Genomic DNA, 14,124 nt, shown 5'->3' with positions numbered 1-14,124 from the left:
AATATTACAATGTGCTTTTATTAGTGTAAAGACGACAACTAATATTTTCAACTCACTTTTTGTAAATATTTTCTAAAAAAAGTGATAACACCTTATTAAACTCTCTTATTTATGAGGGGATATCAAGTAATAATTTGAACATAAAAAAGCTCAAATCATTATGACCTGAGCTTTAATTCCAATAATTGAATTGGCGATATATATATATTAAATTCTAAGATATCAGTGATTAATTATCCGGCAATTAAGTTAAGTACCGATAATGCTCCAATTACATACATAGTAACCGGTAATTCTTTTGCTTTTCCTCCTAAGACCATCAATAACACATAAGAGATAAAACCGAATGTGATACCCATTGAGATAGAGTAAGTCAATGGCATTAAAATGATGGTTAAGAAAGCAGGAACTGCAGTGATCATGCTATCAAATTTTACTTCTTTGATGTTCATAAACATGTACACACCTACCATTAATAATGCTGGTGCTGTTGCATATTTAGGTACGATACCTGCAACTGGTGCAAAGAATAAACAGGCGAACATCAGCAAGGCTGTAAATACAGAAGCTAAACCTGTTCTTGCTCCTGATGCAATACCTGATGCAGATTCGATATATATTGTTGTTGTAGAAGTACCTAATACAGAACCCACCACAGTAGAGGCGGCATCAGCTTCTAATATTTTATCTAAACGTGGTACTGAACCGTCTTTCTTAGTTAAGCCTGCTTGGTTTGAACAAGCGATAATCGTAGATAATGAATCGAATAAATCAACAAACATGAAAGAGAAAATTGGTCCGATAAACGTCCATTTTAATGCGCTCATAATATCCAATTTCATTAAAATGGGTGCTATTGATGGAGGTGTGTCTACAAGTGTTTTTGGTAAAATGATTTTGTAAGCATTGCTTTCACCTAAAATATTTGAAAACCAAGCATAATTTTCTCCTAAGTAGGTAACAATAATACCAGAGATCGTAATAAATAAAATACCTATCAAAATACCTCCAGTTACTTTTCTATATTCTAAAATGACTATAATAAAGAAACCAATTAATGAGATAATTACAGCAGGATTAAATTTACCTAAAGTCACTAATGTTGCAGGACTTGCCACAATTAGCCCCATGTTTTGCATACCGATAAAAGTGATAAACAAACCAATACCGGCAGTAACACTAATCCTAAGGAATAAAGGAATGGCATTGGCAATTTTTTCCCTAACTCCCATAAAAGTTAAGATAACAAAGGCCACACCAGAAATAAATACAATACCTAAAGCGGTTTCCCAAGGCACACCTGCGCCTAGTACTAAAGTATAGGTAAAGAAAGCATTCAAGCCCATTCCCGGAGCCATGGCAAATGGCATTTTACCCCAGAATGCTGCTAGTAAAGTACCAATAATTGCCGCTATTAACGTTACCGAAAATAAAGCTGGTTTATCCATACCTGCTTCACCTAAAATATCGGGGTTAACGAATATAATATAGGCCATTGTAAGGAAAGTGGTTAAGCCACCAATAAACTCCTTACTTACCGTAGTATTGTTTTCTTTTAGTTTGAAAATCTTGTCTAGTAATTCCATTTTCTTATATATTGATAGGATATAAACCCTAAAGATACACTTCTTTTTATATTATAAATCAGCAACTTAGAAAGTTAAACGAACACAAGGCTGAGGTACAAAAGCATTAGAGTTATTTGCTGCTAAGTCTTTGTTAAAGTGCATGTAGATATCACAACCGATCTCCAATTTAGAGTTCTCATCATTTTTGAAGATAGTGTTTCTACCCACATCAAATAAGAAACGAGTTTGCGATAAGAAGTCTGTACCCATATCAGTACGACCAAATTCTACTTTGTTAGTAGCGTTAGGAATTAAATCGAAGAAACCTTGGATTCTGAAACCTGCTTTTTTCCAAACTGCCACATCAAACACTCCAGTAAACTGAACAGCATCTTCACGAATGTTGTCTCTTCTCCAATAAGTAGAAAGTTTTAGGAATCCGCCTTTTGGTGCTTTGAATGTTAAACCTGCACCGGCTAAAGTAGCAAAGAAACCGTTACCTATGTTTAATTGACCATCCAAAGAAACATCTGCAACAGGACCGAACGAAAAGTCTTTTCCAGTAACGCCAGATAAACTTACCCAAGGAGATACCTCTGAGTATAATCTGTATTTACCAGCTGACTGATCTAAATCTTGATTGTAATACCCTGTAGTATAAAAACCATCAGGGGCTGTCATGAAGTTAACGAAACCATACACACCACCCCACTTTGTTACTGTAGTGTGATCTAGTGTAAATAAATTCATTCCTTCATTTTTAGGATTAGCACCAGTTACATAATCTGTGTTATTCCAACCGTAAGCGTATTCAATAAAAGTACTTGAGAAATTCTGTGCCTGTAAAGTAGTAGAGAACAAACCAAGGACACACAATAGTAACAAATTAAGTTTCTTAGAAACCATGAGGATTAATAAATTAAGACGTTTTTTAATACATTCAGATACTTTCTGAATGGGTGTTTTGATGGTAATCGCCAATACATCAAAATCACGGTGCAAATATGCACAATGAAGCACCTCAATATCAATGTCTAATTTACACTTAATTAACAATCAAGTGAAATATCCTGTTAATTATTCCTAATTAATGAATACTGATTCATTCTTACGTAACATTTTACTAGCATTAACCAACATTACTTGATATAGATGAGTTTATCAGCCTCCCATTTTTTTCCAGTAATGTACATGGTATGGTCTGCTTGGTATTGCTTATCGACTAATATCCAGTCAGCTGTAGCGTCCCAACTTTTGGATGACACAATAATATCTGCTTTGTAACTTTGATCTACTGTACTCACAATGTAATCTGCTTTCCATCTTTCCGTAACAATAAACACTCTAGGTTTAGCATCTACATCTGATGCTAAAACACCATCACAATTTGTGTTAAATAATAGACCAAAAAGTAAAAGTAAATTGATAATATATCGTTTCATATTTTTGATTGAATGAAGGTAAAGTATGTCTGTTTTTACAATTTACTGATTTTTAATGTGTTTCTTTTATCTGTTTGGATGTATTAAAAAATTGGTTGGATGGGACGTTGCAGTACAACGTCCGTACATGATATGATATATCTCAGAAAGTGTTTAGTTATAATCTACAAAACCCACTTCCGCTCCTATTAGGGTAAATGATTTTGGTGCTTTTACTTTTAGAATTTCTAATGTTGGTTTCTTCATGAGCAATTCCATTCGGTACATATCCCTTAATCTACCTAATAATTTACCCATCATATTCACTCCTCTAAGGGTAGCATTCTGTTCCACCTTTGCACCCCAAAATAAATCTGCAGTTCGGTTGTTTTTCTCCACTTGAACAATTGGAGATTGATGTACGGCTCCATTCTTTAAAAGTACTCTTGCAAACTCTTTTCGATTGCTGCCTAACTTATGTAACAAAACAAACCACATACAATTAATGATCTCAGTTTTTGCCTTCCAATGTTTTTCTTGATAACTATTGAATGGTAAATCTCTCATCTCCCAATCATTCATCAGCCACTCCGGGTGCCAAAAAGAACGCATTTCTTCTTTTCTATCTCCCATCAGCTTTGCTCCCTCTCCTGATGTCTGATCAATAATCATCAATTGTTTCTCAAATACTTCTTGTCCTTTTGAAATATCCAATCGTAGACACTGATATAAATGTTCTGCTGTTCTAAAATGAGGGAATTTAGGAATCTTAATGGGAAAACCTTCCGCCAAATTCCCTAATTGATTCACTTCTTTGCATAGCGTAAATTTCTTATTCTGATTCAATCGAAAATAAGATTGAATATCATGATTTCGAATAGTGCCTCTTTCAGCTTCATCAAATAGATTTTCTAATTGATAAGGAAAAAGAGTTTTCTGATCTGAAACGAAATTTTTTAAGCTATATGTAGACGTCTGACAAAGTTCCTTTACTTCATCAACTGATAAATAATGCATATTTATTTTTTTAATGTAGAAGAACGTGAGATTACTTTAGTGGGTAGTACTTTATTTACAAAGCCCAATGTTTCTTTGTCTTCCGTTTCCACTTCCATAATTAATCGTTTGGCTGCTTGTACACCAATATCAAAAGCAGGTTGTTCTACTGTAGATATTTGGGGTTCCATCAATTCTGTTATTGGATCTCCAGCAAACCCTGCTACTGCAATATCTTGAGGAACTTTCAATCCGCTATCCTTAAGGTATTTTAAAACTTGAATTGCCATGTAATCACTCATACAAAAAACAGCATCAGGTTGTTTTTTCATTGACAATAATCGATCTACTGCTTCTTTGGCATCTAAGCTTAAGTTATCACATTGATACACCACCGCTTCAGCAGAATTCAAACCATTATTCTTTAGTGCATCAATAAAACCATTATATCTCTTCTGACTAATAGACAAACTCATTGGACCTGATAGATGGGCTAAATTAGAATACCCTTGATCAATTAAATGTTGTGTAATATCAAAAGCCCCTTTATAATCGTCTACCGTAATTTGAGAAACCTCCAATTGATCTGTTCCTCTATCGAACAATACGATAGGTATATTTCTATCCAAAGCCTCTTGAAGATGTGCAAAACTATTGGTCTCTTTTGATAAAGAAATTAATATTCCTGCCACTCGACTATTGACTAAAGCACGTACTTGATTGATCTCTTCCTGAAGTTCCTCGTTAGATTGACAAACCATGACGATGTACCCATTTTCCTTGGCTACTTTTTGAATACCACTTAATGCTTGAGCGAAAAAATGTTGTCTAGCAATTTCAGGAATTACTACACCTATCAAATTCGTACTTTTTGATGCTAAATTAGAAGCTAGAATGTTTTTTTGATAATTCAGTTTCTCTGCCATATCAAATACAGCCTTCTTCGTTTCTTTACTCACATCAGGATGATTCCTTAAAGCTCTAGAAACTGTTGATTTAGAAATGTTTAGTCGTATTGCGATATCGTGTATGGTATATACCTTAGCCATTTGCTTTGTTTGTCCGTTTAATTACTTTATAAATATACCAATTATTTAAATTAAAAATGAAAAGTTAAAAATGAAAAACGTGAAATGTAGGGGAAAGAAGTGAAGAATGAAAAGTGAAAAGCGGCGGTAAACTATCCTACACTAGCGCGAGTCTCCAGACTCGTGCTCGCGTTATGAGGAGCGTAAATTCAGCACCTGCTACCTACTACCTACTACCTACTACCTACTACCTAAAATAGCATTTTTTAATAATTCAAATGAAACCTCATAAATAGAATAAACGTTCAAATAACCCATAAAAAGGCACATTTTATTCAATAACTTTTACTAATAATATCCGGTAATTGTAAATATTGAATAATCATTCACTTTACCGTAACATTGGACTTCTACTACTTTTATTCAATCAATGTAAACGCTCATTGTTTGAGGTCTTACATGTTAATTTTTTTATCTTATGAATTTAAATTGGGTCTTATAAAATCTTTAAAACGTTAAGTGGAATTAATTAAATTCAACAAGCCTAAATAGAAACATTTAGTTCACATTGATGTAGTTGTTTTGCACTCAGAAATCAGTTAAAAAAACAACCTAATCAATTAATTTCTAAAATGTTTAAAAAACTACTATCAATTATTGCTATGCTTGTATGTCTTACAAGCGTATCCTTAGCACAAACTGTCATTAGTGGACAAGTAATCGACGAGTCTTCTAGTGAACCTGTTATAGGAGCAAATGTATCTATCGAAGGTACAACAACTGGCGCAATAACGGATTTTGACGGTAACTTTTCCTTTCAAGCAAAAGGTAATGGCCAAAAAAATGTAATCATTTCATTTGTCGGAATGACTACCGTAAAACAAAACGTACAACTTGATGGTACTCCTATTGATTTAGGTACTGTAAAAATGGCATCTGATGCTATTGGTTTACAAGAGGTTGAAGTTTTAGCTTCTATAGCTGTAGATAGAAAAACGCCAGTGGCGGTTTCTACAGTTTCTGCGGACAAAATTGATATGAAATTGGGTAACGCAGAATTCCCGCAAGTTTTAAAATCATCTCCTGGTGTTTATGTTTCTGATGCTGGTGGTGGATACGGTGATTCACGTATTTCACTTCGTGGTTTCGATTCTGAGAACGTTGCTGTTATGATTAACGGTGTTCCAGTAAACGACATGGAGAATGGTAAAGTATATTGGTCAAACTGGGCTGGTTTGGGCGATGTTACTAAAACAATGCAAGTGCAAAGAGGTTTAGGAGCCTCTAAGTTAGCAGTACCTTCTGTTGGTGGTACTATTAACATCCTAACAAAAACTACTGACGCTGAAAAAGGTGGCAATGTATTTATGGGAATGGGTAATGACGGTTACTTAAAAACTGGAGTTACACTTTCTACTGGTCTTATGGATAATGGTTGGGCAGTATCTACTGCTTTATCTAAGACTTCAGGTAATGGTTATGTGGACGGAACACAGTTCGAGGGTTATTCTTACTTTGTAAACATTTCGAAGAAAATCAACGACAACCACACACTAGCCTTCACTACATTCGGAGCACCTCAAACGCACGGTCAGAGAAGATCTTACGTATCTGAAGAAGAGTATGATCGTTACGGTAAGCGTTATAACAAAGACTGGGGTTACAGAAATGGTCAAGAGTTCAACACTAACGAGAACTTCTACCACAAACCTCAAATGTCGTTGAACCACTACTGGACAATCAACGAAAAAACTGACTTGTCAACTTCAGCTTATGTATCAGTTGGTCGCGGTGGCGGTACTGGTATTGTATCAGAAGACAGACACTTCGAAAGTGCTTACAGAGACAACTCAACTGGTGGTATCATCGACTGGGATGCTTATGTAGCAAACAACAGAAACGAAGATGGTTCATCAAAAGGTGCCTACAGAGCAGGTTATAACAACCACTTATGGACAGGTGCTTTATCAACTTTAACTCACCAATTGAACGACAACTGGACGTTAACAGGTGGTTTAGACCTTCGTTACTACTTAGGTGAGCATTACCAACAAGTAGAAGACTTGATGGGTGGTGATTTCTATGTAGACACTCAAATGGCTTCTCAACCTCACCGTCAAACGCAAGTAGGTGATAAAGTGGGTTACCATAACGATGGTAGAGTACAATGGCAAGGTTTATTCGGTCAAGCTGAATACTCTAAAGATCAATTATCAGCATTTATTTCAGGTGCTGTATCTCACCAAGCTTACCAAAGAATTGACTACTTTAGTTATGAATCTGGTACTGAAACAACTGACTGGCAAAGCTTCTTAGGTGGTTCAGTTAAAGCAGGTGCTAACTACAACATCGATGCTCACCACAATGTGTTCATCAACGGTGGTTATATCTCGAGACAGCCTTTCTTTAATGCTGTATTCTTGAACTACCAAAACGATGTTAACCCAGACGCAGTAAACGAGAAAATTCTTTCTGGTGAAGTTGGATATGGTTACCGTAACAAAGGTTTCAGAGCAAACGTGAACGGTTACTACACATTATGGCAAGATAAATCGTTTGTAAAAACGGTTTGGGAAGATGGAAACCCTTACACTGCTAACCTTCTTGGTGTAAATGCATTACACAAAGGTATCGAAATCGACATGTCGTATCGTGTGAACCATAAATTAACGATTACAGCAATGGCTTCATTGGGTGACTGGAGATGGATGAACGACTTAGAAGACGTTCAAATCTTCGATGATCAACAGAATCCTATCGATACTGTAAACGTTTATATCGCAGGTGCTGAAGTAGGTAACTCTGCTCAAACAACTGCCGCTTTAGGTGTTGAGTATGAAGTATTCCCTAAGTTGAAATTAACTGCTGACTGGAACTACTTTGGTAACTTATTCGCTGATTACGATCCTACAAGAAGAGATTCTGAGGAATTCAGTGGTAAGAGTGCTTACGAAATGCCTTCATATAACTTAGTTGACCTTGGTTTTAACTATGCCTTCCAAATGGGCGGATTTGATGGTATTTTCAATTTCAGAGTAAACAACGTCTTTGATACTGATTATGCTGTACAAGGACTTCAAGGTGGTGTTGACGAATTGGGCAACATGACAATGAGTGGTTACTATATGGGACTCGGAAGAACCTATTCAGTAGGTTTGAAAATGAGCTTCTAATTATATAGATAAATATTTAGGCTATCGGAAATTCAATTTTTCCGATAGCCTATTTTTTTTAGTTAAGTTGCTTTATTTTAAGATTTTATTGTAATTTAGTTGACGTTATCCAAAAGCTAATTACAAATGAAATTCAAACTGCTGTTTACTCTCTTGCTAATTTTACCTTCTTCTATCATTTTTGCCCAAAATGATGATATACTTTGTGTATTTGAAATTGATACATTAACCAATTTACAAGTTTACACAGAAGTAGAACACCCTCCTATCTCCGATATACATATCTCACATAGAATGAAAAATGTGGGAAAAGCCATTAAGTATAATGTCGATTTTAAAAAAATGGGAGTTGAAGGACCTAAATATTATTTTGCTTTTATTGTAACTAAAAATGGTGAAGTCACAGGTGAAAGAATGTTAGAGTATAATGAAACCATAGCTAATTTAGACGAAGTCTTTGATGAAGTAACTAAAGGAAATTGGACAGCTGCACAGTGTAATGGTAAAAGTGTGAACTCCTATCACATCATTCCAATTCATATTGATATGCATTAATCTGAAGATTACTGAAACTTATTAGGTGTGTTCTTTGTTATATTATTTGTGACCACAAAGGAAAAACATCTAGCTTGAGCTTTTCGATTATTGAAATAATGATAAATAAAACATCCACTACAAGTTAAATAAATGTTAATCGCTATGATAAATCCTATTTAACTATTGTAATTATCTAAGAAGACTCTTAATAAGTGTAATTCCAACAGTACTTCCTTTGAAATATCACGTCAATGAAGTAAAATGCATCAAAGCAACGTCAACTAAATAAACCATTACCCAGCAATGAAAAAATTAACACCATTGATTCTGTTTGTTTGTCTATCTATCTTATCGATGAGTTTTCACATCATAAAGGAAAACACAAACGATCCAGTCAAAGAAAATGAAACTAATGTCCATCCCGCATTAGAAGTGGTTGCGAAAATCAACCAACGATTGTCTGATAATAATCAGTCAGATTTAAAATGTGTATATAAGGGAGGTGACATTAGAATAGAAAGCAAAACTGAAGTACTTTACACTATACCATTCCATACAGAAAACAAGTATGTAACAGGTTTCGACAAGCACAGACAGTTAAAATATTTATATGTCTTAAAGGACGATGGATCACAAAAAATTGTGGACTATCATAAATTCATATAATCACAAGAATTTGATAATAAGGAGATAAAATCATCTCCTTTTTTTATGCCTAAACTTTACTAAAATCTTTTTATGCTTATATTGTACTGACTTTTTAATTAAAACTTTTTAATCAATGCTGACTGAACTAGACATTAATGCTGAGTGTAGAGAACTATTGCTCCAAGGAAAAGATGAAAAATCAATTAAACAAAGAATAAAAGAGGTCAAGAAAAGTGCCTTAGCTGCTGATTCTTTGTATGTCAAAACCAGAAAAGAAATTCGTAATGAGATCAAAAAAGAAATTGATCAAAAAGTAAAGGAAGATAAAAGCCTTCAAGAGATTAAAGATGAACTAAAAAACTACCCTACTGATATCTATAATGATGCAGTTGAGTTTTTTATCAAACAACACTCCATCAAAATTAAAGGTGATGTAAGAAAAACAGCTCTGAATGGAGGGAACCTTAATTTTGTAATTAAGCAACATTCTTCTAAGTTATTTTCGAATTATGAGATTGCAGAATGGGCTATTTTCGGTATTCAGATGGAAAGGGAGAGGCTGACAAAACAAAAAAGAAATGATATCCTTGCTGGTTCTGCAACTTTAGTTATAGTTTCTATTTTTGCCTTCTTCAAAATTGCATCAATGAGAGACTCAGGGAGTTTCAGATTAAAGGGAATTTGGTGGTTAATTGCATCAGCAGGTTTTGGATTTTATAAAATTGCAAACGCACTAAATGCAAAGATCCCTGAAATCCCAGTTAATGGATTCGAAAAAAGAGAACCAATTTATCACGATTTAAAAAGATAAAATGAAGACACTATCATCGAAACGTATGAGCTTAGGAAGACCTATCTTTTTTATCCTTTTCTTATTATCAAACTATTATGCTTATCAATTTTATTTTATGGGTAAAGGGCATCCATTGGTGAGTTATTTCATACCGATTTCACTATTTCTAATTTCACTTCTGTTATTAGGTATTTTATTAAAAGTAAATAATGTAAGTACTGATGGAAAAAACGTGATCATCAGTAATCCCCTTTTTGGTAAAACGATTGAGGTTCCAATTGATAATGTGGATACATTAGCTTCACAAAGAACTCAGTTTGCATTAAATGACCCTTATGAATTGGCTCAGTTAGTCAACTTATGTTATACTGATGAACATGGAGAAAAAAAATCTGCTTGGTCGTTAGATAAATCGGGATATTCTAAAGATAATGATATGATCTTTAGGATCTCTCAATTGAAAAAAGGAGTTGGCTTTGAGGAAGAAAATCCAAATGCTTATTTGGGATAAAAATAAAAAGGTTCATATGGATGAATAAAGAAACCTCCATACGAACCTTTTATATTTATATACTTCTTTTCGATTCAAAAAACTCCTTCACTTTAGGATGAAAAGTCAACCCAAACGAATAAACAGCCACCACAAACCCAATGACTGCTTTTGCTGGTATCGAAATAATAAAATCAAAAATGATGATCGCCCTAAACAGTTGCAATTTACCATTAAGTGCTGATACAATCATCCCTATTAAATTGATGATATATAACACTGCTGTATATAAAATATAGTCAGGTTTAGCATTAGGGATATCTAGTTTTCCATTTGAAATGGCAAAATATAAACCAAAAGCAATGAATACTTTTAGTAAAAAAGAAACCATGATGATACGTAATGCGATTGGCTTTTTTACTTGATTTTGAAGAGTAACTGTTTCCATAATAATTAAAAGTGTTTTTGTTTTTGATATGATACAAATGTCACACTTCTTCTATGGAAACAGTTGGAGTATTGGGTCAATGATTATAATTTTTGGTTCATCAAATAACTAGATCTTGATTTCCATTAAACCCACATAATAATTCGGGTCAATTTCAAAAGATTTCACGTCAGAAGCTTCTATCATTTGCCATTTTGTCGATCCATTTAATCTTTTTAATTTTCCATTAATCATCACATCAATTGGCATATCAAAACCTTCCATAGCATTAATATATCGGTAAGAAATACCACCTTTTACAATCCTATATTCTAAAGTTGGGATGGATGTGCTTCTTAAATACTGATCAAATACTTTGGATAAATCGACGCCTACCTTTTCCGACATATAGTCTTCAATTTGTTTCGTATCTACTGTTTGATGATAAAACTCTTTATTCATTCCTCTCAACAATGCTCTCCATTTTTCATCATCATTTTGTATTCTTCTGATCATGTTAATCATATTACTTCCTTTGTAATACATATCTCCTGATCCTTCTGAATTCACATCATAATCACCAATAATCGGTCGATCGTTTTGAATAGCAGATCGTGTTCCTCTCACATATTGCAGCCCTGCCTCTTTTCCGTAATGATATTCTACGAAAAGACATTCTGAATACGCTGTAAAACTTTCGTGAATCCACATATCTGCAATGTCTTTATCGGTAATGTTGTTTGCAAACCATTCGTGACCTGCTTCATGTATAATAATAAAATCAAACTTTAAGCCCCATCCAGTAGCACTAAGGTCACTCCCCAAATACCCATTTTGATATTTATTGCCATAAGTCACCGAACTCTGATGTTCCATTCCTAGGTAAGGCACTTCTACCAATTTAAAACCATCTTCATAAAAGGGATAAGGACCAAACCAATGTTCAAAAGCTTCCATCATGTCCTTTGCTTGAGTAAATTGTTTTTTGGCCTTCTCTAAATTATGTTCCAAGACATAATAATTCATATCTAAAGCACCCTTCTCCCCTTCGTATTGCTCACCAAAATGTACATAATTACCAATGTTGATGTTCACTCCATAATTATTAATTGGATTGACCACTTGCCAATGATATGTTTTGGTTTTCTTCTTTCTATTCTTTTTTACTTTTACCAAACGACCATTTGATACATCCATTAAGTTTGCAGGTACTTCTATAGATATATCCATACCAAGATCAGGCTCATCGTACATATGATCTTTATTCGGCCACCAAACAGATGCTCCTAAACCTTGACATGATGTAGCAATGAAATCGTTTCCATTTTCATCCTTGGCCCAAGTGAATCCTCCATCCCAAGGTGCTTTTACTGCTTCTTTTGGAGTACCTTCATAAAATATTTCGATACTATCGATATCATTTAGTTTATATTGGTTCGTTAGGCTGACCAAAAAAACATTCCCATTTCTTTCAAATGTTAGTTCATTTTTATCATGAAGGATTTTAGTAATGTTCATAGGCTCCTGTAAATCAATTTGCATTTTCTCAACACCACCAATGACTTTATAGACTACAGTATTACTTCCCTTTATCGATTTTTCTTTGGGTAGCACCTCCACTTTTAGATCATATCTCAAGAGGTCCCACCAAGCTCTTTCCTTAGTAATAGTACCCCTTAATGTATCTTGTTCTGTGTAATGTTGATGATGATCTTGTAAAAGTTGACCAAAAGAAGTCGTAATAACCAACCCTAATAAAAGTATAGTTTGAATTAGTATTTTCATATAAATATTAATTGAATTCAAATTTTTATAAATATCATTCATATAAATTATAAACAAGACATTTACAGTGATTTTCTTACAAATGTGTTTTTTTTTGAGAAATGAGAATCTAAAAATTACATTTTTGGCATGGTATTCACGTTAAAGTAAATGTACTGTTTTTTTTGATACACTGAATACTGATGAAGATTATGCAACCAATACAATTATTAAAAAGTAATATGACTGTATTACTTTTACTGATCGTATTGACCGCTAAAGCTCAAGATCCACAATTCTCACAATTCTATGCTGCTCCGTTGTATCTAAATCCTGCCATGGTAGGAAATACATACGATGCTAGAGCAACATTTAATTATAGGAATCAATGGGTTGGGTTACCGGCCAATTTTGAAACGTTCATGGTAGGCTATGACCAATTTATACCAAGTAAGAATATTTCTTTGGGTGGCACGATACGTCAAGATCGCTCTACTCTTAATCAAAGGCAAAGTTTTACAAATACCAATTTTGATATTATTGGAGGATATCTACTATCCATTTCAAAAGAAGTAAAAATCAACTTTGGATTACAAGTTGGTGTAATGCAATCTTCTTTGGCTTTTAATAGTTTACTTTTCTCTGATCAAATTGGACAGGGAGGAGTTGTTGGTGGTTCAACACAAGAACAACTATTAAATACCAATGCTTTTGCTCCAGATGTATCAGCAGGTGCATTGGTTTTTGGGCGTAATTTCTTTGGAGGTGTTTCTTTTCATCACATCAATTCCCCAAATGTGAATTTTCTTGGAGGACAGCAAAGTTACCCTATGAAATTCTCTTTGATGGGTGGTTATGTAATCCCTCTAGAATATGCCAATAGAAGAAAAACAGTGTATTCTTATAAAGGAAAATCGATTACACCTGTTGCCTTATTTATGCAACAAGGTAAATACTCCCAATTAAGTTTAGGAGCTTATGCCAATTTATATCCAATGATATTTGGTTTTTGGTACAGAGGCTTACCTGTCATAAAACAAAATGAACAAGGCAGTGTCAACCACGATGCCATCATATTAATGGTAGGCACCAGAATCAAAAAACTCAAATTTGGTTACAGTATGGATTGGACTTTAACCAAACTTCCTCAACAAGCAGCAATGTCTCATGAAATTTCTTTAGGGTACGATCTCAATTTGTATAAAAACTACAGAAAAAAGAAAAAACGTAAGGCAGAACTTTTACCATGTTCAACTCCTTGGATCAACTAATTTAGCGC

The 14,124-nt window shown here is 34.1% G+C and carries 13 protein-coding genes; 6 read left to right on the top strand and 7 right to left on the bottom strand.

The window, feature by feature from the left end:
• Positions 1–233: 233 nt before the first annotated feature.
• The 5 genes from MY04_RS23470 to MY04_RS23450 all read right to left on the bottom strand — a co-directional run bounded on the left by MY04_RS23470 (position 234) and on the right by MY04_RS23450 (position 5,034).
• The gene (locus MY04_RS23470) at positions 234–1,586 is read right to left on the bottom strand and encodes an NCS2 family permease (RefSeq protein ID WP_066214908.1); all 1,353 of its coding nucleotides are present in this window, start codon (positions 1,584–1,586) and stop codon (positions 234–236) included.
• A 66-nt stretch (positions 1,587–1,652) separates the two neighbouring features.
• Positions 1,653–2,624, bottom strand: coding sequence for a hypothetical protein (locus tag MY04_RS23465; RefSeq protein WP_066214906.1), 972 nt, complete (start codon positions 2,622–2,624; stop codon positions 1,653–1,655).
• 83 nt (positions 2,625–2,707) lie between these two features.
• Positions 2,708–3,010 (bottom strand): DUF6150 family protein, encoded by a 303-nt coding sequence (locus tag MY04_RS23460; RefSeq protein WP_066214905.1) that lies wholly within the window; start codon positions 3,008–3,010, stop codon positions 2,708–2,710.
• Positions 3,011–3,163: 153 nt separating this feature from the next.
• Positions 3,164–4,006 (bottom strand): NADAR domain-containing protein, encoded by an 843-nt coding sequence (locus MY04_RS23455; RefSeq protein WP_066214904.1) that lies wholly within the window; start codon positions 4,004–4,006, stop codon positions 3,164–3,166.
• Positions 4,007–4,008: 2 nt separating this feature from the next.
• Positions 4,009–5,034, bottom strand: a complete 1,026-nt coding sequence (locus MY04_RS23450; RefSeq protein ID WP_066214902.1) for a LacI family DNA-binding transcriptional regulator — start codon at positions 5,032–5,034, stop codon at positions 4,009–4,011.
• Between the two features lie 611 nt (positions 5,035–5,645).
• On the opposite strand from MY04_RS23450, the gene MY04_RS23445 reads away from it, so the two are divergent.
• The 5 genes from MY04_RS23445 to MY04_RS23425 all read left to right on the top strand — a co-directional run bounded on the left by MY04_RS23445 (position 5,646) and on the right by MY04_RS23425 (position 10,675).
• On the top strand, positions 5,646–8,186 hold the full coding sequence (locus MY04_RS23445; protein WP_066214900.1) for a TonB-dependent receptor: 2,541 nt from the start codon (positions 5,646–5,648) through the stop codon (positions 8,184–8,186).
• A 126-nt stretch (positions 8,187–8,312) separates the two neighbouring features.
• A complete protein-coding gene (locus MY04_RS23440; protein ID WP_158297877.1) occupies positions 8,313–8,741 on the top strand; it encodes a hypothetical protein in 429 nt (142 codons plus the stop codon).
• A gap of 285 nt (positions 8,742–9,026) precedes the next feature.
• Positions 9,027–9,389 (top strand): hypothetical protein, encoded by a 363-nt coding sequence (locus MY04_RS23435; RefSeq protein WP_066214895.1) that lies wholly within the window; start codon positions 9,027–9,029, stop codon positions 9,387–9,389.
• 115 nt (positions 9,390–9,504) lie between these two features.
• On the top strand, positions 9,505–10,182 hold the full coding sequence (locus MY04_RS23430) for a hypothetical protein (protein ID WP_066214893.1): 678 nt from the start codon (positions 9,505–9,507) through the stop codon (positions 10,180–10,182).
• A gap of 1 nt (position 10,183) precedes the next feature.
• On the top strand, positions 10,184–10,675 hold the full coding sequence (locus MY04_RS23425; protein ID WP_066214891.1) for a hypothetical protein: 492 nt from the start codon (positions 10,184–10,186) through the stop codon (positions 10,673–10,675).
• A 55-nt stretch (positions 10,676–10,730) separates the two neighbouring features.
• Here MY04_RS23425 and MY04_RS23420 read toward each other — a convergent pair whose 3' ends face one another.
• A complete protein-coding gene (locus MY04_RS23420) occupies positions 10,731–11,102 on the bottom strand; it encodes a hypothetical protein (RefSeq protein WP_066214889.1) in 372 nt (123 codons plus the stop codon).
• A 108-nt stretch (positions 11,103–11,210) separates the two neighbouring features.
• Positions 11,211–12,866, bottom strand: coding sequence for a M1 family metallopeptidase (locus MY04_RS23415; RefSeq protein WP_066216759.1), 1,656 nt, complete (start codon positions 12,864–12,866; stop codon positions 11,211–11,213).
• Positions 12,867–13,057: 191 nt separating this feature from the next.
• Here MY04_RS23415 and MY04_RS23410 point away from each other — a divergent pair, with 191 nt between their 5' ends.
• Positions 13,058–14,116 (top strand): PorP/SprF family type IX secretion system membrane protein, encoded by a 1,059-nt coding sequence (locus MY04_RS23410; RefSeq protein ID WP_158297876.1) that lies wholly within the window; start codon positions 13,058–13,060, stop codon positions 14,114–14,116.
• Positions 14,117–14,124: the final 8 nt, after the last annotated feature.

This window comes from Flammeovirga sp. MY04 (assembly GCF_001682195.2).
Lineage (GTDB): Bacteria > Bacteroidota > Bacteroidia > Cytophagales > Flammeovirgaceae > Flammeovirga > Flammeovirga yaeyamensis.
Note: the sequence above shows the minus strand (reverse complement) of the source record. Positions and strands in the feature narration are given on the sequence as shown.